At 65.5% G+C, this 17,472-nt stretch carries 18 protein-coding genes; 12 read left to right on the top strand and 6 right to left on the bottom strand.

Annotated features, from left to right (window positions below; all coding sequences use genetic code 11):
• Window positions 1–876 carry a cytochrome c oxidase subunit 3 gene (locus tag EGJ34_RS09595; protein ID WP_125360267.1) on the top strand — a complete coding sequence of 292 codons (876 nt, stop codon included), beginning with the start codon at window positions 1–3 and terminating at the stop codon, window positions 874–876.
• A gap of 16 nt (window positions 877–892) precedes the next feature.
• Here EGJ34_RS09595 and EGJ34_RS09590 read toward each other — a convergent pair whose 3' ends face one another.
• Window positions 893–1,111: a twin transmembrane helix small protein gene (locus EGJ34_RS09590; RefSeq protein ID WP_125360266.1), complete on the bottom strand. Its 219-nt coding sequence runs from the start codon at window positions 1,109–1,111 to the stop codon at window positions 893–895.
• A gap of 57 nt (window positions 1,112–1,168) precedes the next feature.
• Between EGJ34_RS09590 and EGJ34_RS09585 the strand changes: the two genes are divergently transcribed.
• The 7 genes from EGJ34_RS09585 (at window position 1,169) to EGJ34_RS09555 (ending at window position 7,501) form a co-directional block, all read left to right on the top strand.
• Entirely contained in the window at window positions 1,169–1,885 is a 717-nt protein-coding gene (locus EGJ34_RS09585; RefSeq protein ID WP_125360265.1) for an SURF1 family protein, read from the top strand.
• An 81-nt stretch (window positions 1,886–1,966) separates the two neighbouring features.
• Window positions 1,967–2,542 carry a hypothetical protein gene (locus tag EGJ34_RS09580; protein ID WP_125360264.1) on the top strand — a complete coding sequence of 192 codons (576 nt, stop codon included), beginning with the start codon at window positions 1,967–1,969 and terminating at the stop codon, window positions 2,540–2,542.
• 10 nt (window positions 2,543–2,552) lie between these two features.
• Window positions 2,553–3,794 carry a COX15/CtaA family protein gene (locus tag EGJ34_RS09575; protein WP_260476949.1) on the top strand — a complete coding sequence of 414 codons (1,242 nt, stop codon included), beginning with the start codon at window positions 2,553–2,555 and terminating at the stop codon, window positions 3,792–3,794.
• A complete protein-coding gene (cyoE, locus tag EGJ34_RS09570) occupies window positions 3,791–4,678 on the top strand; it encodes a heme o synthase (protein ID WP_125360263.1) in 888 nt (295 codons plus the stop codon). Before EGJ34_RS09575 ends, cyoE begins: the two co-directional genes overlap by 4 nt.
• Window positions 4,679–5,021: 343 nt before the next feature.
• A complete protein-coding gene (locus EGJ34_RS09565; protein WP_125360262.1) occupies window positions 5,022–5,846 on the top strand; it encodes a calcium-binding protein in 825 nt (274 codons plus the stop codon).
• 531 nt (window positions 5,847–6,377) lie between these two features.
• Entirely contained in the window at window positions 6,378–6,755 is a 378-nt protein-coding gene (locus EGJ34_RS09560; protein WP_125360261.1) for a hypothetical protein, read from the top strand.
• Between the two features lie 5 nt (window positions 6,756–6,760).
• Entirely contained in the window at window positions 6,761–7,501 is a 741-nt protein-coding gene (locus EGJ34_RS09555) for a hypothetical protein (RefSeq protein WP_125360260.1), read from the top strand.
• Window positions 7,502–7,740: 239 nt separating this feature from the next.
• On the opposite strand, the gene EGJ34_RS09550 is transcribed toward EGJ34_RS09555, so the two are convergent.
• From EGJ34_RS09550 to rpsU, 5 genes are all read right to left on the bottom strand, one after another.
• Entirely contained in the window at window positions 7,741–8,739 is a 999-nt protein-coding gene (locus tag EGJ34_RS09550) for a bile acid:sodium symporter family protein (RefSeq protein WP_125360259.1), read from the bottom strand.
• Between the two features lie 22 nt (window positions 8,740–8,761).
• Window positions 8,762–10,489 (bottom strand): DNA primase, encoded by a 1,728-nt coding sequence (gene dnaG, locus EGJ34_RS09545; RefSeq protein WP_125360258.1) that lies wholly within the window; start codon window positions 10,487–10,489, stop codon window positions 8,762–8,764.
• A gap of 13 nt (window positions 10,490–10,502) precedes the next feature.
• Complete coding sequence (locus EGJ34_RS09540; protein WP_125360257.1) at window positions 10,503–11,432, bottom strand: YihY/virulence factor BrkB family protein; 930 nt, start codon at window positions 11,430–11,432, stop codon at window positions 10,503–10,505.
• Between the two features lie 118 nt (window positions 11,433–11,550).
• A complete protein-coding gene (locus tag EGJ34_RS09535; protein ID WP_125360256.1) occupies window positions 11,551–11,994 on the bottom strand; it encodes a GatB/YqeY domain-containing protein in 444 nt (147 codons plus the stop codon).
• A gap of 114 nt (window positions 11,995–12,108) precedes the next feature.
• Window positions 12,109–12,324 (bottom strand): 30S ribosomal protein S21, encoded by a 216-nt coding sequence (gene rpsU / locus EGJ34_RS09530; RefSeq protein ID WP_002808376.1) that lies wholly within the window; start codon window positions 12,322–12,324, stop codon window positions 12,109–12,111.
• 167 nt (window positions 12,325–12,491) lie between these two features.
• On the opposite strand from rpsU, the gene tsaD reads away from it, so the two are divergent.
• From tsaD to EGJ34_RS09510, 4 genes are all read left to right on the top strand, one after another.
• Complete coding sequence (gene tsaD, locus EGJ34_RS09525; protein WP_125360255.1) at window positions 12,492–13,517, top strand: tRNA (adenosine(37)-N6)-threonylcarbamoyltransferase complex transferase subunit TsaD; 1,026 nt, start codon at window positions 12,492–12,494, stop codon at window positions 13,515–13,517.
• 783 nt (window positions 13,518–14,300) lie between these two features.
• A complete protein-coding gene (gene folB / locus EGJ34_RS09520; RefSeq protein WP_125360254.1) occupies window positions 14,301–14,666 on the top strand; it encodes a dihydroneopterin aldolase in 366 nt (121 codons plus the stop codon).
• On the top strand, window positions 14,659–15,936 hold the full coding sequence (locus EGJ34_RS09515) for a mechanosensitive ion channel domain-containing protein (protein WP_125360253.1): 1,278 nt from the start codon (window positions 14,659–14,661) through the stop codon (window positions 15,934–15,936). Before folB ends, EGJ34_RS09515 begins: the two co-directional genes overlap by 8 nt.
• A gap of 138 nt (window positions 15,937–16,074) precedes the next feature.
• A partial coding sequence (locus EGJ34_RS09510; protein ID WP_185750129.1) for a glycoside hydrolase family 3 N-terminal domain-containing protein occupies window positions 16,075–17,472 on the top strand: 1,398 nt, incomplete at its 3' end.

Raw genomic sequence — 17,472 nt, 5'->3', positions numbered from 1 at the left:
ATGGCCCAGCACAGTCCCGATGCCAACGTGTACTTCGTGCCCACCCACAGCAAGTGGCCCTTCATCGGTTCCATTGCGATGATGGTGACCATGGTCGGCGTGGCCAGCTGGCTCAACGACGCCGGCTGGGGCAAGTGGACCTTCTACGTGGGCCTGGCCATGCTGGTGCTCACCCTGTTCTGGTGGTTCAGCGACGTGGTGCGCGAATCCCAGGCCGGGCACTACAACCGCCAGGTGGACGGCTCGTTCCGCATGGGCATGGTGTGGTTCATCTTCTCCGAAGTGATGTTCTTCGGTGCGTTCTTCGGCGCGCTGTTCTACACCCGCACCCTTGGCCTGGCGTGGCTGGGCGGCGAGGGCGACGGGGTGATGACCAACGAGCTGCTCTGGGACGGCTACTCCGCCGCATGGCCGACCAACGGGCCAGCCGGCATCGGCGGCCACTTTCAGACCATTCCGGCCTGGGGCCTGCCGCTGATCAACACCCTGATCCTGCTCACCTCCGGCGTCACCCTCACCATCGCCCACCATGCGCTCAAGGCCGGTCACCGCCGCCAGCTGCTGGTGTGGCTGGGCATCACCATCGCGCTGGGCGCGTTCTTCCTCACCCTGCAGGCCGAGGAATACATCCACGCCTACAAGGAGCTCAACCTCACCCTGGGGTCGGGCATCTACGGCTCCACGTTCTTCATGCTCACCGGCTTCCACGGCGCGCACGTGCTGATGGGCACCATCATGCTGGCGGTGATGTGGCTGCGCGCGGCCAAGGGTCATTTCACCCGCGACAACCACTTCGGGTTCGAAGCGGCCGCGTGGTACTGGCACTTCGTCGACGTGGTCTGGCTGATGCTGTTCCTGTTCGTCTACGTGCTGTAGCGCAGGTGCGGAAGGATCAGCCGCCGATCCCGTGCGGCTTGATCCAGCCGGTGTAGATGCCGATCGCCACCAGCGCGATCAGTGCCACCGACAGGGCAATGCGGCGGGTGAGTGCATTGACGGTGCGCTTGGTCTGGCCCCGGTCCACCAGCAGGTAATACAGCCCTGCGCCCAGATTCCAGACGATGACGATCAGAAACGCGATTACCAGCAGGGTCTTCAACGAATCATTCATGCGCGGCTCGAGGGCAGGGCGGGTTGACGTAGTTCACCGCGTTTGTGGCCGATTGTCATGATGCGCCAGCACACGCGCCTGATCGGCTGGGTGGCCGCCGTTCTGTTGATGACGGTGTTCTGCCTGCTCGGCCGCTGGCAACTGCAGCGCATGGAGCAGAAGCAGGCGCTGTTGGACCAGGAGGTTCCCGCCCGTGCCCAGACCCTGGCATTGGGACCGGCGCTGGCTGCGCCACCGCAGCTGCGCTGGGTGGAGGACGAGGGGCGGTTCCTGCCCGGCACCGTGCTGCTGGACAACCAGATGCGTGAAGGTCGGGCCGGGCTGAAGGTCTACCAGCCGTTCCGCAGCGACGGCGGTGCGGTGGTGCTGGTGGACCTGGGTTGGTTGCCGATGCCGGCGGATCGGACCGTGCCGGTCATCACGCCGCGATCTGGTCCGACCCGGCTGGGCGGCCTGCTGGCTCCGCCGCCCGCGCCGGGGCTGGCGGTCGGCCCGGCGATCACCGCCACCGGACAGCCGGAGGTGTGGCTGGCCAGCCGGATGCCGCCGCAGGAGGTGGCGGCGGCGCTGGAGCTGGAGGCTGCGCTGCCCTATTCCGTATTGCGGTTGGACCCCACGTTGCCCGGCGGCTATGCCCGTGACCTGGAGCTGCTGCCCAACACCATGCCGCCCAGCCGCCATCTTGGGTATGCGGTGCAGTGGTTCGGGCTGGCCCTGACCGTACTCGTGGTGGCGCTTGTATTGGAGTGGCGTCGCCACCGCCATGCCCCGTAGAGCCGGGCTTGCCCGGCTGGCTCTTCGCGACCCAGCCCGAACCACCCTCCCATTCCCCCTCAACATGCGAAAATCCCACCCATGAATGCCATCACCCCGGAACAGCTGAAAGCCCGCAACCGCGGCCGCTGGACCCTGGTCGCCCTGTTCGGCCTGTTCTTCGGGGCCGTCGCACTGGCCGGCGTGCTGCGCTTTTCCGGCTGGGAACCCGCTGCCCACCGCAATACCGGGCAGATGATCGAACCGCACCTGGACGTGCGCGCGCTGCCGCCCACCCTGGCCAGCGGCCAACCCTACCCGTGGAAGTCCGAATCCCAGGTCTGGCGCATCCTGGTCGCTCCGGCCCCCGGCTGCGCCGCCGAGTGCGTCACTTTGTCGCAGGACTTGGCCAAGGTGTGGCAGCTGTTCGGGCATAGGGCCGATAATGTCGAGATCCTGTGGCTGGGTACGCCGCCGGCCGAGGTCCAGGGCCTGCCCGCCCTGCGCGCGCTGCAGCCCCAGCCGGAGCTGCGCGCCGTGTTGCCGGGTGTGGACGATGCCGCCGGCACGCCTGTGTATGTGGTCGACCCGAACGGGTTCGTGCTCATGCGGTATGCGCCGGGATTCGAACTGGCCGGTCTGCGCAAGGACATGGCCACGCTGTTGAAACTGAAGTGAGTTCCGTTTGATGAACCCCACCGCGCGCCCGGCGCTGCACCGCAATTTCCACCGTCTGGCGTGGTTCGCCCTGATCATGACGGCCAGCACCATCATGTTCGGCTCCTTCGTGCGCCTGTCTGATGCCGGGCTGAGCTGCCCGGACTGGCCGACCTGCTATGGCCGCGTTACGTGGCCGCAGCACGCCGCCGAAGTGGCCGACCATGTCGCCACCCAGATCCGCCCGCTGGAAACCCACAAGGCCTGGCGCGAGCAGGTGCACCGTTTTCTGGCCGGCGCGCTCGGCATCGAGATCCTCACCCTGGCACTGCTGGCCACCCGCCGCCGCCGCTGGGGCAGCACCGCCGTGGTCACCGCCTGTGTGCTGGTGGCCGCCGGCATCCCGCTGTACATGATGGGGCACCATGTGCCGGCCAGCATCATCGCCGTGCTCGGCGAGGTGGTCCTGCTGATCGCCGCGCTGCGCTGGAACAACATCGACCTCTCACGCGCGGCGCTGCTCACGTTGGCCGTGGTGATCTTCCAGGCGCTGCTCGGCATGTGGACGGTCACCCTGCTGCTCAAGCCCATCGTGGTCATGGGCCATCTGCTCGGCGGCATGCTGATGTTCGGGCTGCTGGTGTGGATGGCGTGGCGGGCCACCCACATGCCGATCACCCTGGTCGAAGCGCCCACCCTGAAGAACCTGCTGCGCGTTGGCGTGGCCGTGCTGGTGGTGCAGATCGCGCTGGGCGGCTGGGTCAGCGCCAACTACGCCGCGCTCGCCTGTGGCGGCGGCAGCGCCTCGCTCGACAACTTCCCGCGCTGTGTCAGCCAGTGGTGGCCGCCGCACAACTTCCAGGAAGGCTTCACGTTGTGGCGTGGCATCGGTGTGGATTACGAAGGGGGCGTCCTCGACGGTGCCTCGCGCATCGCCATCCAGATGGCGCATCGCATGTTCGCGGTGATCGTGGCCGTGTACCTGCTGTGGCTCTCGTTCCGTCTGTTCCGCCTGCCGAGCATGCGTGGCTGGGCGACCGCACTGGGCGTGTTGGTGGTGCTGCAGATCACCCTGGGCATCCTCAACGTGAAGCTGGCCCTGCCGCTGGAAGTAGCCGTGGCGCACAGCGGTGGCGCGGTGGCGTTGCTGTTCGTGCTGGTGACGTTGCTGGCGCGGATGCGTGCGCCGGTCGACGCCTCGCGCGATGTGGACGACAAGGTAGAGCCGGGCTCTGCCCGGCTGGCCACCGCAACCGGGGAGCCTCTCCCGTGAGCGTTCGCCAGTACTGGGACCTGACCAAGCCCAAAGTCGTCGCCCTGATCGTGTTCACCGCGCTGGTGGGCATGTTCCTGGCCATTCCCGGCCTGCCGACCGCGCAGCAGGCGCTGACCGGCGCACTCGGCTTCCTGGGCATCTGGCTGGCCGCCTCCGCGGCCGCCGCCATCAACCAACTGCTGGATGCCCAGATCGACGCGCAGATGGCGCGCACCTCGTGGCGTCCGCTGGTAGTGGGCAAGGTCAAGCCGTGGCAGGTACTGGTGTTTGCCAGCGTGCTGATCGTCCTGTCGATGACCCTCCTGGTGGTGTGGGTCAACGTCATCACCGCCGTGCTCACCTTCGCCTCGTTGATCGGCTACGCGGTGATCTACACCGTGTACCTCAAGCGTGCCACCTCGCAGAACATCGTCATCGGCGGCCTCGCCGGTGCCACCCCGCCGATGCTTGGCTGGGCCGCGATCACCGGCATGCAGGGCCCGATGGACTGGGTGTATGCCTCGCTGCTGGTGCTGATCATCTTCATCTGGACCCCGCCGCATTTCTGGGCATTGGCGATCTTCCGCCGCGAGGACTACGCCAAGGCCAAGATCCCGATGCTGCCGGTCACGCATGGCGTGCTCTACACCCGCAAGTCGATCCTGGTGTATTCGATCGTATTGGCGATTGTCGCCATCCTGCCGGTCGTCGTCGGCATGAGCGGGCTGTTTTACCTTGGCGGTGCGGTGGTGTTGAACGCTGTGTTCGTCTGGTATGCCTGGCGCATGCTCAATCCGCCGGACGAACTGTTCTCGATGAAGATGTTTGGCTACTCCATCGTCTACCTGATGGCGCTGTTCGCCTTCCTGATGGTCGACCACTGGATGCTGCCCTGGTTGTAATGGCGCGCGCCGTTCCCGGTGCGCACGATGTACAGGCCGTGCGCGGTCTGCGCGGTCTGCGTGATTTTCGGGGCGCGCGCAATCCTCGGGACGTGCTTGGTCTGCTTTGGTAGGGTCGCACGACAGTCGACCTCCGATAACGGTGCATCGCCCGGTAGGGCATGACCTCGGAACGGAGGCGTCCCTCCGGCAGGGTCCATGCGTCAATGCGCCGATCACCGTTATCGGCAGGCGTCTATCGACCGCCTCTACCAATGCCATCATTGCCGCGCGCATCCGGCCCCCCCTTGCATCCCTTCCGTTCGCCACCATTGCTGTTCTGACCGACCAAGGATCGAACGGCATGAAAGGCAAACGCTGGATCGCAGCACTCCTCCTCGCACTCGCTCCCTCCCTCTCCCACGCCGCTTTGCCGGACGTGTATCAGGACACCGCTGCACAGATCGGTACCCATGCCGGCGACCATCGCCTGCTGGTGCTCGGCGAACTGCACGGCACGCGCGAAACCCCGCTGCTGGTGCAGGCGTTGCTGACGCACTACACCGGCAATGACACCCCCGTGCAGCTGGCACTGGAACTACCGACCAAAGAGAACGCCGTACTCGCCACCTACATGGCGTCGACCGGCGACGCGGCGGCCAAGCAGGCCCTGCGGCGCTCGCCCTACTGGAACGTCAAAGACCACCTCCACGACGGCCGCCGCAGCCAGGACATGCTCGACCTGATCGAGGCGGCACGTGCGCTGCGTGCGCAGGGCAGGGAGGTCACGGTGGTCGGCTTCGACGCCAATCCCACCGGAGAGCGTGCTCCCGGGGCACGCGACGCCGACATGGCCAAGACGCTGCGTGCGGGATTCCAGACGTTGCCGGCGAACGGCCGAATGATCGTGCTCACCGGCAACATGCACGGAAGTCGCGAGAGCTACGGCCTGATCGACTACCCGCCGGCCACCGCGCTTCTGACCGACTTGCCGCTCTACAACGTCCGCATCGAGGCACAGCGCGGTGAGTTCTGGGCGTGCATGGGATACCGGAAGTGCGGTACGCGCAACCTGATCACCCGCGACGCTGCATCGCCGAGGGCCTACACCAACTCAGATCGTGATTACGACCTGTGGGTACTCCTGCCGCGCTTCACCGTGGCCCGGTTGTTGGACGCGGATATCTGACGGCCTGTTGCGCATCGGCATTTCTTTGCCCGGGCGCGTGGCGACGCGTTCATCTCGGCGGTGTGTCACGGCCACGATGGCGCGGGTCGCCGGTAGGGTCGCACGACAGTCGACCGCCGATAACGGTGCATCGCGCGGTAGGGCATTGCGCATGAACGGAGCCGTTGGCCCGGCAGGGTCCATGCGTAAAAGCGCCGATCACCGTTATCGGCAGGCGTCTATCGACCGCCTCTACCAACGCCATCGTCGCTTGGTTAGTCGTGGACTCTGCTCGGTCAACGACGATTCCGCGCACATGCTGCCCAATTACGACATGCGATTGAAGGGTGGTATTGCCATGATCGAGCCCACAGCGAGTTAACTGCGTCATACAGCGACGCATGGGGCATCTCCACCTGTAGGGATTTGCCGTGGCAAACGGTAGTCGTCAGCTTGCGGAAGTGAACTGAGAACTGATTCTCAACTCCATCAATCTAACCTTCCTAGAACAGAGGGCGCGAGATATGTCTCGCGTAACCAAATGGAGTTCCAATGACGTTTGCAAGAATCATCGTTGCGGTCGGTGTGCTTGGCCTTGGAGTGTTCTCCAGTGCAGAAGCATCTGCAGCGATGAAAGCGATCAGCCGCGCCAACTGCCTGTTGTTTGTCAATGAATCAATAACGTATGACCGGCCCCTGTTCAGAAAGATGCAGGGATCTGCCGCAAGTACACATCATGCGCAGGGTGAGCTGAAACCGAGACACACCTTGGGTGCGCCCAACAATGGCGGATTTTCATGGCGGTTCCGCGCAGGTGATCAGTCGCACAACGAGCGCATCACCGTAACGGGTTACCACACGTGGATATTCCGGAATCTCGTGCATACCAAGAACACGTACGCAACCAACTGCAACCTAACTGAGTGGTGAAAATGATGAAATTGCCAACTCTTTCCGTGTTGATTGCAGGGACCCTGTTCAGTGCCTCAGGTCACGCCTCTCAGGATGACAACGAAGCTGTCGGTCGGTGGCTCAGTGAGCGCGTGATGCGAGCCGCGCTTCAGGAAGATGCGCCTGTCCCTCGCAGCTTTGAGTCCGAAGGCACGTACCGTGTCATTTCTCTGTCTGAGTTGGACGCGCCGGAGGAAGTGAAACGGCACTTCCGTGCGGAGATGGCGCGTAGCCGAGCCGGAGTTAAGCGTGTTTCTGCAGGTGAGATCCCTTCGCAAGCAGAGATGCTTTCTTCGCTCCCAAAGACCGTGCGTTCGAACGCGGAACTGCGCGGTCGATTGCCTTCGCCGCCGACGAACCTCCGAGGCACGCTGCTGGGCGCTGCCGAACTGATCGGGATGGAGCCGAGCGGTGCGTTGAACGGCCTCAAGTCTACCGGGCTGACCCGGTTCTATCGGCTGGATGGTGTCGGAATCGTTGAGTTCAACGAGGACAACTTCCGTGCACCCGGTTCGACCATTGAGGTGATTGCGGAGTTGCAGAACACCAAAGTCAATCAGGAGCCGGCGCAGCTAGATCGGGTCTCCGATGATCAAGGACGAAGCCGTGCCTCATTGATCTGGGCGGGAGAAAGCAAGCTCTACACGCTGATCGCCACGGGCGAAGGCGACGTACAGCGCAAAGTCGACGTGCTGCAACAGATTGCGGCAGCAGTGAGGGACTGACGGGGTTGGCAGGACCGCCCGTCGGGCGGTCCTGCGATGCGCCTGGTAGGGTCGCACGACAGTCGACCGCCGATAACGGTGCATCGCGCGGTAGGGCATTGCGCATGCACGAAGCCGTTGGCCCGGCAGGGTCCATGCGTCAAAGCACCGATCACCGTTATCGGCAGGCGTCTATCGACCGCCTCTACCAAAGCCCAAAAAACACCCCAGGCGCCCTCCCAAGACCGTTGTCGAATCGGTCAACGCCTTGGCGGCACCGCATCCTGCGCCGGTGCCGTCCGCGCATATCGCTTCGCAATCACCGCACACACGATCAACTGGATCTGGTGGTAGATCATCACCGGCAGCACGATCGCGCCCAGGCTGCCGCCGGCGAACAACACCTTGGCGATCGGTACGCCCGTGGCCAGGCTCTTCTTCGAGCCGCAGAACACAATGGTGATCTCGTCGGCGCGGTTGAAGCCCATCCGCCGCGCCAGCAGCGTGATCAACGGCATCGCCACGCCCAGCAGCACCGCGGCCACCAGCGCCACGCCCAGCAGCGACAACACCGGCGTCTTGCTCCACAGCCCTTCATTCACCGCTTCGCCAAACGCCGAATACACCACCAGCAGAATCGTGGCCTGGTCGGTGTAGCGCAGCAGCGCGCGCTGGCGCTGTACCCAGCCGGCAATCCACGGCCGCAGCAGGTGGCCGGCGACGAACGGCACCAGCAGCTGCAGCATGATGCTCACGATCGCCTGCCCGGGGTTGTGCATGCCGCCGGAGGTGCCGGCCAGCAGCGTCAGCAGCAGCGGGGTCAGGAATACGCCCAGGATGCTCGACAACGATGCACTCACCACCGCTGCCGGCACGTTGCCGCCGGCCATCGAGGTGAATGCAATCGACGACTGCACGGTGGACGGCAGCGTGCACAGGAACAGCACGCCGATGTACAGCTCCGGGGTCAACAACCAGCCCTGCAGCGGCTTGAACGCCAGTCCCAACAGCGGGAACAGCACGAAGGTGCAGGCCAGAATGGTCAGGTGCAGCCGCCAGTGCAGCAGCCCCGCGACGATCGATTCACGTGGCAAGCGCGCGCCATGCAGGAAGAACAGGGCCGCGATGGCCACATCGGTCACATCATCCAGCACCATCGCCGCAGCACCGCGCATCGGCAGGAACGAGGCCAGCAACACGGTGCACAGCAGGGCCAGGGTGAAGTTGTCCGGTCGCAGGCGCGACCACCAATGCGTCATCGTCAGTGGGTCCGTTGCAGTGTCATCGCAATGCCGCGCGGGCCTTCAACAGCTCACGCAACTCGTATTTGTCAGTATCGTCCAGACCCTGCTGGCGCTGCTTTGCCTGAAGCTCCTCCAGGCGTTGCATCAGCAGCTGTTTTTCCAGCTGGGCCACTGCGTCATGCAACTCCTGGGTCCAGATCGCGTCGTCGCCCGGCAGCGTCTGCGCGGCCAGCTTGTGCAGCGAAGCCTGTTCCTCGCGGCCGTCGAAGTGCTCCAGCAGCGCGCCGGTGCTGATGTCCGGGCGCTGTTCCACCAGCCCCAGCAGTTCCAGCAGCAGTTCCACGCCCGGCAGGCGCAGTCCATTGATCTGGTGGCCCTGCAGGGTCATGGCCAGCGAGGGCTGCTGCAGCAGGATCGCAATCGCCGCGCGCACCAGGCTGCGCTTCTGCGCCGGGGCCACCACACGCGGCGGTGGCCGCGAGGGCTGGGCGGGTGCGGACGACGCCGCCCCCAGCCCGGTCAACGTGGCCAGCTGCTGCTTCATCAGGTCGCCGAACGCACCATCCGGAATCTGCGCCAGCATCGGCCGCGCGCGCTCGGCCAGGCGCGCCTTGCCGTCCAGCGTGCCCATGTTGATCTCGCGGGTGAGCTCGTCGAAGAAGAACTGCGAAAGCGGCGTGGCCTGCTTCAGGCGCGCGTCGAACGCTTCACTGCCTTCCTTGCGCACGATGGTATCCGGGTCTTCGCCGTCGGGCAGGAACAGGAAGAACGCCTGGCGGCCATCCTTCATGCGCGGCAGCACCGACTCCAGCGCGCGCCAGCCGGCGCGGCGACCGGCGGCGTCACCGTCGAAGCAGAAGTACACGTCCGGTGCGTTGCGGAACAGCAGCTCGGCGTGGTCCGGCGTGGTCGCCGTGCCCAGCGTGGCCACCGCCTGGGTGACCCCGAACTGGAACAGCGAGACCACGTCCATGTAGCCTTCCACCACGATCAGCCGCTCGATCTTCTGGTTGGCCTGGCGCACCTGCCACAGGCCGTACAGCTCGCGGCCCTTGTGGAAGAGGGCGGTTTCCGGGGAATTGAGGTACTTCGGGCCGTCGTCCTTCTCGAACACGCGGCCACCGAAGGCGATCACCCGGCCGCGGCGGTCGAAGATAGGGAACATCACCCGGTCGCGGAACTTGTCGTAGACATGACCGCGATCGTTTTTGGAGAACAACCCGGCGCGGTCGAGCAGCTTCATCCGCCGCTCGTCCTTGCCCAGTGCGTCCTTCAGCGCGCTGTAGCCATCCGGCGCATAGCCGATCGAGAACCGGGTGCGGGTGGCTTCATCCACGCCGCGCTGGTCGAGGTAGCTGCGTGCCTTGTCGCTGCCTTCCATCTGTTTCTGGAAGAAGCGCGAAGCCGCGTCCAGCGCCGAGTACAGGTCACGGCTGTCGTCCTGCTGCTGTGCGCTGCGCGGCTGGGTGTCGCGCGGCACTTCCATGCCCACGCGCTTGGCCAGCTCGTCCACCGCGTCGAGGAACTCGAGGCGGTCGTAGTTCATCAGGAAGCTGATCGCGGTGCCATGCGCGCCGCAGCCGAAGCAGTGATAGAACTGCTTGGTGGGCGAAACCGTGAACGACGCCGAGCGCTCGTCATGGAACGGGCAGCGCGCTGCATACTCCTTGCCCTGGCGCTTCAGTGGCACGCGGCTGCCCACCACTTCGACAATGTCGGAGCGGGCCAGCAGGTCGTCAATGAAAGCGTCGGGGATACGGGCCATGGGCCCGCCTAGTTTACCCCTTGTCGACGGTCTCGCCCGGCTTCGGGCAGGGGATGCCGGCGTTTGCCAGGTGGTTCCGCGCACGCAGGCGTTCGTCGATCACGGCGGTCATCAGTGCGCCGACGAAGAACACCACCGTGGCGTAGTAGATCCACACCAGCGAGATCACCAGCGCGCCCATTGAGCCGTAGGCACTGCCGGGTGCCACGGTCGCGATGTAGACCCCGATCGCGTAGCGGCCCAGCGCGAACAGCGCCGAGGTGATCACCCCGCCAATGAATGCCTGCCGCCACTCCACCCGGCGGTCGGGCAGGTAGTGGTACATGAAGGCAAAGCCCACCGCGTACAGCACCAGGGTGGACAAATAGCCAATGGCAGGAAGCACCGACGGCAGCTGCGCGAAGGCCACCTGCAGCATGGTCGTGGCGGTCATCGACAGAATCAGCAGGAAGCCCAGCGCCAGCACCACGCCGAAGGAGAACACGCGCTTGCGCAGCCAGGCCTTGATGCCTTCCAGGCGCTCGCCGCTGGTGTTGAAGATCAGGTTCAGTGCGTTCTGCAGCTGGGCGAACACGGCGGTCGCACCGATGAACAGCAGCAGGGTGCTCCACACACCTGCCAGCGAGCCCACATCCGGCTGGTTGTCAGCGTTTTTCAGCACCGTGTCGGCCACGCTGGCCGCACTCGACCCGGCCACATCGGCAATCTGCCCCACGAGTGCCTGCTGCGCCGGTGGATATAGCGAAGCGGTCAGCCACAGCAGCAGCACCAGCAGCGGGGCCATCGAAAGCAGGGCATAGAACGAAACCGACGCCGCCTGGGTCAGCACGTCGATTTCCACGAAGCGCTTGCCCACCGCCGCCGGAAAGCTGCGCTCCAGCCGGTCCACATACTTGCGCAGGCGCAGCGGAATACCTTTGTGATCGTGCGGGTCTTCAACCATGGCCCTGTTCTAGCAGCCTGCACTCAAAGGCCCGGTGAAAACAAAAAAAGGCACCGCCCTCATCAGGCGATGCCCTTCCGGTAGCGCCGGCCGTTGGCCGGCCCACGCAAATCTCACATCAACCCAACTGCTGCTTCACCAGCTTCGACACCAGGCCCATGTCAGCCTGGCCCGCCAGCTTCGGCTTCAGCGCGCCCATCAGCTTGCCCATGTCGGCCGGGCTGCTGGCACCGGTCTCGGCAATCGCCGCCTGGATGGCAGCCACGATCTCGGCTTCGCCCATCTTGGCCGGCAGGTAGCTGTCGATCACCACCAGTTCGTCGCGCTCGATCTGTGCCAGGTCGTCGCGGTTGGCAGCGTCGTACTGGGTGATCGAGTCCTTGCGCTGCTTGACCATCTTGTCCAGCACGGCAATGACGGCGGTGTCATCCAGTTCGATGCGCTCGTCCACTTCCTTCTGCTTGATGGCGGCATTGATCAGGCGGATCACGCCCAGCTTGTGCTTTTCGCCGGCCTTCATGGCCGCTTTCATGTCATCGGTGAGCTGCTGTTTCAGGCTCATGGAACACCTCGGTTGGGTGAATAGGGTAGAAACGCAAAAAGCCGGTAACGCTCGCGCGTTCCGGCTTCGGCTCCGCCGCGACAGGTCAAGCCTGTCGCATCGAAGTGCGTCCGATCAGTACAGGCGCTGACGCTTGGTGACGTCGCGCGACGAGCGGCGCAGCTGACGCTTCACAGCGGCAGCAGCCTTACGCTTGCGCTCCTGGGTCGGCTTTTCATAGAACTCGCGCTTGCGGGTTTCGGCCAGAACGCCGGCCTTTTCGCAGGTGCGCTTGAAGCGACGGAGCGCAAACTCGAAGGGCTCGTTCTCGCGGACTTTGACGCTGGGCATGGAATCTCCGGACACAGTAGAACCGGGTCACGCCCGGTGAGAGCCGCACATTATAGCGGCGAACAAGGAAGTTGCAACCCTCCCTGGCGAATATCCGGCCACGAGGAGGAACAAGGGCACCCGGGCAATGACGCTGCCGGGGCCGCAAGAGGTCCATAATAGCAGGCATGCGAGTCCTTGGTATCGAATCATCCTGCGATGAGACCGGCGTGGCGGTGTACGACACCGCACTGACCGGCCCGGAAGCCCTGCGCGCCCATGCGGTGTACAGCCAGATCGCCCTGCACGCCGAATACGGCGGGGTGGTGCCTGAGCTGGCCAGCCGCGACCACGTGCGCAAACTGCTGCCGCTGATCCGCCAGACCCTGGCCGAGGCCGGGCTGGGCGTGAACGACATCGACGGGGTGGCCTATACCGCCGGCCCCGGCCTGGTCGGCGCGCTGCTGGTCGGCGCGGGCGTGGCCCGTTCACTTGCCTGGGCGCTGGAAGTCCCCGCCGTGGGCGTGCACCACATGGAAGGCCACCTGCTGGCCCCGCTGATGGAAGACGACCCGCCGGAACCCCCGTTCGTGGCCCTGCTGGTGTCCGGCGGGCACACCCAGCTGGTCGCGGTCGACCGCATCGGCCAGTACCGCCTGCTCGGCGAGACCCTGGACGACGCCGCCGGCGAGGCCTTCGACAAGACCGCCAAGTTGATGGGCCTGCCGTACCCCGGTGGCCCGCAGCTGGCCGCCCTGGCCGAACGCGGCACCCCGGGCGTCTATAAGTTCACCCGGCCGATGACCGACCGTCCCGGGCTGGATTTCAGTTTCTCCGGCCTCAAGACCCAGGTCCTGATGGCCTGGCGCGACAGCGACCAGAGCGAGACCACCCGCGCCGACATCGCCCGTGGCTTTGAAGATGCCGTGGTCGAGACCCTGGCGATCAAGTGCGACCGCGCCCTGGATGCGGCCGGCTGCGACGTGCTGGTGGTCGCCGGCGGCGTCGGGGCCAACCGCCGCCTGCGCGCCCGCCTGGACGAAATGGCCCGCCGCCGTGGCGGCCGGGTCTGCTTCCCGCGCCCCGCGTTGTGCACCGACAACGGCGCCATGATTGCCTTCGCCGGTGCCCTGCGCCTGGAAGCCGGGCAGCACAACCCGCCGCAGGTGCAGGTCACCCCGCGCTGGGACATGGCCACGCTGCCCGCGGTGTAAAACCGGGCTCTGGCCGCCAATTCGGCCTATCACGTCATGCCGGATTGCCTGCCATGCCGGCCTTATGACCGGCCGACCACAATGTCGGAAAGCCATGTAGAGCCGGGCTTGCCCGGCTGGCCGGCCGATCGCGCGGCGTCGGAAAGCCGGGCAAGCCCGGCTCTACGGCTGGCGGTCCGATTGACGAAATTGATAATGGATCGGACTGCTCACTTTTCCATACCGTTTCTTGCCAGCATGTGGATCTGGCTAAGGGAGTCCTCCATGTCCAACCGAGATCTGAAAGAGTTCATAACCTTGCGTGCGGTCCGGGCCGCGAATGCCCGGATCATGGACCGATCCTCGGCTTCGGGGCGATTGAGCGATCTCGCAGGTGGAACCAGCAGGAAAGCGGTCCTCCTCACATCCGAAGAAATCAGAAGGGCAGGGCAAGTCGCATTCAGTTCGCTCAAGCGGCGGTAGTGCCGTGAACCAGAACCACCTCACCGGCGGTGTAAAAAGGGGCCGGCCGTATGACCGGCCGACCGCCAAATGTCGGATGGCCATGTAGAGCCGGGCTTGCCCGGCTGTGCCGGCCGATCGCGCGGTGTCGGAAAGCCGGGCAAGCCCGGCTCTACGCGGCTGTGCCGGCCGATCGCGCGGTGTTGGAAAGCCGGGCAAGCCCGGCTTTACGCACGATCAGGCGTTGTCGGGTTGCCGGCCAGCGGCCGGCACTACCGGGCGTTGCCTGCAGGGACGGAGGCACCCCGGTACCATGGCCCCCATATTTCATATGGCATGACTATGGACAAGGTATTCATCGAAGGGCTGGAAGTGGACGCCCTGATCGGCATCTACGACTGGGAGCGGCGCATCCGCCAGACCCTGCGTTTCGACCTGGAAATGGGCTTTGACAACCGCAAGCCCGCGGCCAGCGACGACATTGCCGACACCCTGAACTACAAGGCCGTGAGCAAGCGCATCGAGCAGTTCGTGCGCGAATCCGACTTCGGCCTGGTCGAAACCCTGGCCGAACGCATCGCCGAGATCGTGCTGCGCGAATTCAACGTGCAGTGGCTGCGCCTGAAGCTCAGCAAGCCCGGTGCCGTGCGCGGGGCCAAGGCCGTTGGCGTGATTATTGAACGAGGGAGCACCCGAAACGATGGTTGATGCGGTAATCGCTGTGCAATGGCTGGAAGGCCTGCAACAAACCCTGGAACCCTGGCCCTGGGCCTACACCGCGGTCGTCCTCGCCGCCCTGATCCTGGCCGCCTGGCTGGCCAACTTCGTCACCAAGAAGATTCTGCTGCGCGGCCTGCGCAAACTGGTCGCCCGCCTGCCCGGCGGCAACACCCCCGGCCGCGAACAAGGCAGCAACCTGCGGGTCATCTCGCGCCTGGCCAACGTGGTGCCCAGCATGGTCCTGGCCGCCGGCATCCGCATCGTCCCCGACCTGCCGCCGGACCTGGTCGCCTTCGTCATCGCGGCCTGCCGCGCCTGGGCCGTGCTCACCGTGGCACTGGCCGTCTCGCACGCGCTCGACGCCGCCAACGAATTCTACGAACGCCGCCCCGATGCCCGCAACAAGCCGATCAAGGGTTACCTGCAGGTGGTCAAGATCGTGGTGTTCGTCATTGCCGGCTTGTCCATCGTGGCCACCCTGCTCGGGGTGAAGCTCGGACCACTGGTCACCGGCCTGGGTGCAGCCACCGCGGTGCTGATGTTGATCTTCCAGGACACCATCCTGTCGCTGGTCGCCAGCGTGCAGATCAGCGGCGACGGCCGCGTGCGGCTGGGCGACTGGATCGAAATGCCCAGCCAGAACGCCGACGGCGACGTCATCGACATCGCCCTGCACACCATCACCGTGCAGAACTTCGACAAGACCATCACCACCATCCCGACCAAGAAGCTGGTCACCGAGTCGTTCAAGAACTGGCGCGGCATGCAGGAAGCCGGCGGCCGCCGGATCAAGCGCGCGCTGTACCTGGACCAGCACAGCGTGGGCTTCCTCGACGAAGCGGCGGTGGACCGGCTCGAGCAGTTCAGCGTGCTGGGCGACTACCTGCGTGAAAAGCAGGAGGAGCTGGACCAGCACAACGCCCAGCTGCAGGCGCAGGGCCTGGACGCGGTCAACGCGCGCCGGGTCACCAACCTCGGTACCTTCCGCGCCTATGTCGAGCGCTACCTGCGCCGCCATCCCGGCATCCATACGGACATGACCCTGCTGGTACGGCAGCTGCAGCCCACCACCGAAGGCCTGCCGCTGGAGATCTACTGCTTCACCCGCAGCACCGCCTGGGGCGAGTACGAAGGCGTGCAGTCGGACGTGTTCGACCACCTGCTGGCGATCCTGCCGGCGTTCGGGCTGCGGGTGTTCCAGGCCTCCAGCGATGCCATGCTGATGACCGCACAGACCGTACGGTCCCCGACGGAGTAAGCTTCCGTGCCGCCCGGCGCAGCGTGCGCTGCGTCGGGTTTTTCCCCCTGCGGGAAAAAAATGAACGTCAAAATCACTCACAACGGGGCCGGGGACGCTAGAATCCCGGCCTTGTAAACGTTTTCATAAGGACCGCCGGTGGCCTCCGATCGCATCGAAACCCTCATTTCCCAGATGACCGTCGAAGAAAAAGTCGGCCAGCTGGGTGTGTTCGCTGACATGGTTCGGCCGTTCGCCCCGGACGTGAACCCCGAAGCGAACGTGCGCAACGCCGACCAGGTGCTGCAGCAGGTCCGTGAGGGCAAGGTCGGCTCGCTGTTCAACGGCGTCGGCGTGGAAGCCGGCCGCCGCATCCAGCAGGTCGCGGTGGAAGAAAGCCGCCTCGGCATTCCGGTGATCCTGGCCGCCGACGTCATCCATGGCATGCGCACCGTGTTCCCGATCCCGCTCGGCGAAGCAGCCAGCTTCGAACCCGACCTGGCCGAGCGCACCGCCCGCGCCACCGCGGTGGAAGCCACCGCCGGTGGCCTGCACTGGACCTATGCACCGGCCGTGGACATCGCCCGCGACCAGCGCTGGGGCCGTGGTGCCGAAGGGGCCGGCGAAGACGTGGTGCTGGGCTGTGCGTTTGCCGCCGCCCGCGTGCGCGGCTTCCAGGGCACTGACCTGCGCGCGCACGACGCGCTGCTGTCCACGCCCAAGCACTTCGCCGCCTACGGCGCGGTGATGGCCGGCATGGAGTACAACATGGTCGACATCTCGCCGCAGACCCTGCGCGACGTGCACCTGCCGCCGTTCAAGGCGGCCTTCGACGCCGGCGCGATCACCGTCATGTCGTCCTTCAACGACATCAACGGCGTGCCCGCCAGCGCCAATGCCGAGCTGCTGACCGACATCCTGCGCGGCGAGTGGAACTTCCCCGGCGTGGTCATCTCCGACTACACCGCCGACATGGAACTGGTCGCGCACGGCTACGCTGCTGATGACCGCGACGCCACCGCCAAGGCGTTCACCGCCGGTCTTGACCTGAGCATGCAGAGCGGCTTCTATGCCGACCACCTGCCGGGCCTGGTCGAAAGCGGGGAAGTGCCGATGGCCACGCTCGACGAATCGGTGCGCCGCATCCTCAACCTGAAGGAAGCGATCGGCCTGTTCGACGACCCCTACCGTTCGCTCGACCTCGCCCGCGAAGCCGACACCTCGCACATTGCCGCGCACGACGAACTGTCGCGCGACGTCGCCCGCCGTTCCATCGTGCTGTTGAAGAACGAAGGCAACGTGCTGCCGCTGCGCAAGGCCGGTCAGAAGATCGCGCTGATCGGCCCGTTCGTGCAGGACCGCGAGAACATCGAAGGCTGCTGGACCCTGTTCGGCGACAAGTCGCGCTACGTCACCCTGGAAGCCGGCGTGCGCGCCGCGATCAGCGATGAGAGCCTGCTCGAAATCGTCCCCGGCTGCGACCTCGAAGCCGCGCTGCAGGACGGCGTCGAGCAGGCCGTTGCCGCCGCGCTGCGCGCCGACGTGGTGGTGCTGGCG

The organism is Stenotrophomonas sp. 278 (assembly GCF_003935715.1).
Classification (GTDB): domain Bacteria; phylum Pseudomonadota; class Gammaproteobacteria; order Xanthomonadales; family Xanthomonadaceae; genus Stenotrophomonas; species Stenotrophomonas maltophilia_AH.
This window is presented reverse-complemented; position numbering and strand designations above follow the sequence as displayed.

Coding starts and splice junctions, on each gene's coding strand:
- folB (WP_125360254.1), top strand. CDS start 14,301: ATGGACAAGGTATTCATCGAAGGGCTGGAAGTGGACGCCCTGATCGGC.
- EGJ34_RS09575 (WP_260476949.1), top strand. CDS start 2,553: ATGAACCCCACCGCGCGCCCGGCGCTGCACCGCAATTTCCACCGTCTG.
- EGJ34_RS09535 (WP_125360256.1), bottom strand. CDS start 11,994: ATGAGCCTGAAACAGCAGCTCACCGATGACATGAAAGCGGCCATGAAG.
- EGJ34_RS09550 (WP_125360259.1), bottom strand. CDS start 8,739: ATGACGCATTGGTGGTCGCGCCTGCGACCGGACAACTTCACCCTGGCC.
- rpsU (WP_002808376.1), bottom strand. CDS start 12,324: ATGCCCAGCGTCAAAGTCCGCGAGAACGAGCCCTTCGAGTTTGCGCTC.
- EGJ34_RS09580 (WP_125360264.1), top strand. CDS start 1,967: ATGAATGCCATCACCCCGGAACAGCTGAAAGCCCGCAACCGCGGCCGC.
- EGJ34_RS09590 (WP_125360266.1), bottom strand. CDS start 1,111: ATGAATGATTCGTTGAAGACCCTGCTGGTAATCGCGTTTCTGATCGTC.
- EGJ34_RS09585 (WP_125360265.1), top strand. CDS start 1,169: ATGATGCGCCAGCACACGCGCCTGATCGGCTGGGTGGCCGCCGTTCTG.
- EGJ34_RS09555 (WP_125360260.1), top strand. CDS start 6,761: ATGAAATTGCCAACTCTTTCCGTGTTGATTGCAGGGACCCTGTTCAGT.
- dnaG (WP_125360258.1), bottom strand. CDS start 10,489: ATGGCCCGTATCCCCGACGCTTTCATTGACGACCTGCTGGCCCGCTCC.
- tsaD (WP_125360255.1), top strand. CDS start 12,492: ATGCGAGTCCTTGGTATCGAATCATCCTGCGATGAGACCGGCGTGGCG.
- EGJ34_RS09565 (WP_125360262.1), top strand. CDS start 5,022: ATGAAAGGCAAACGCTGGATCGCAGCACTCCTCCTCGCACTCGCTCCC.
- EGJ34_RS09560 (WP_125360261.1), top strand. CDS start 6,378: ATGACGTTTGCAAGAATCATCGTTGCGGTCGGTGTGCTTGGCCTTGGA.
- EGJ34_RS09540 (WP_125360257.1), bottom strand. CDS start 11,432: ATGGTTGAAGACCCGCACGATCACAAAGGTATTCCGCTGCGCCTGCGC.
- EGJ34_RS09515 (WP_125360253.1), top strand. CDS start 14,659: ATGGTTGATGCGGTAATCGCTGTGCAATGGCTGGAAGGCCTGCAACAA.
- EGJ34_RS09595 (WP_125360267.1), top strand. CDS start 1: ATGGCCCAGCACAGTCCCGATGCCAACGTGTACTTCGTGCCCACCCAC.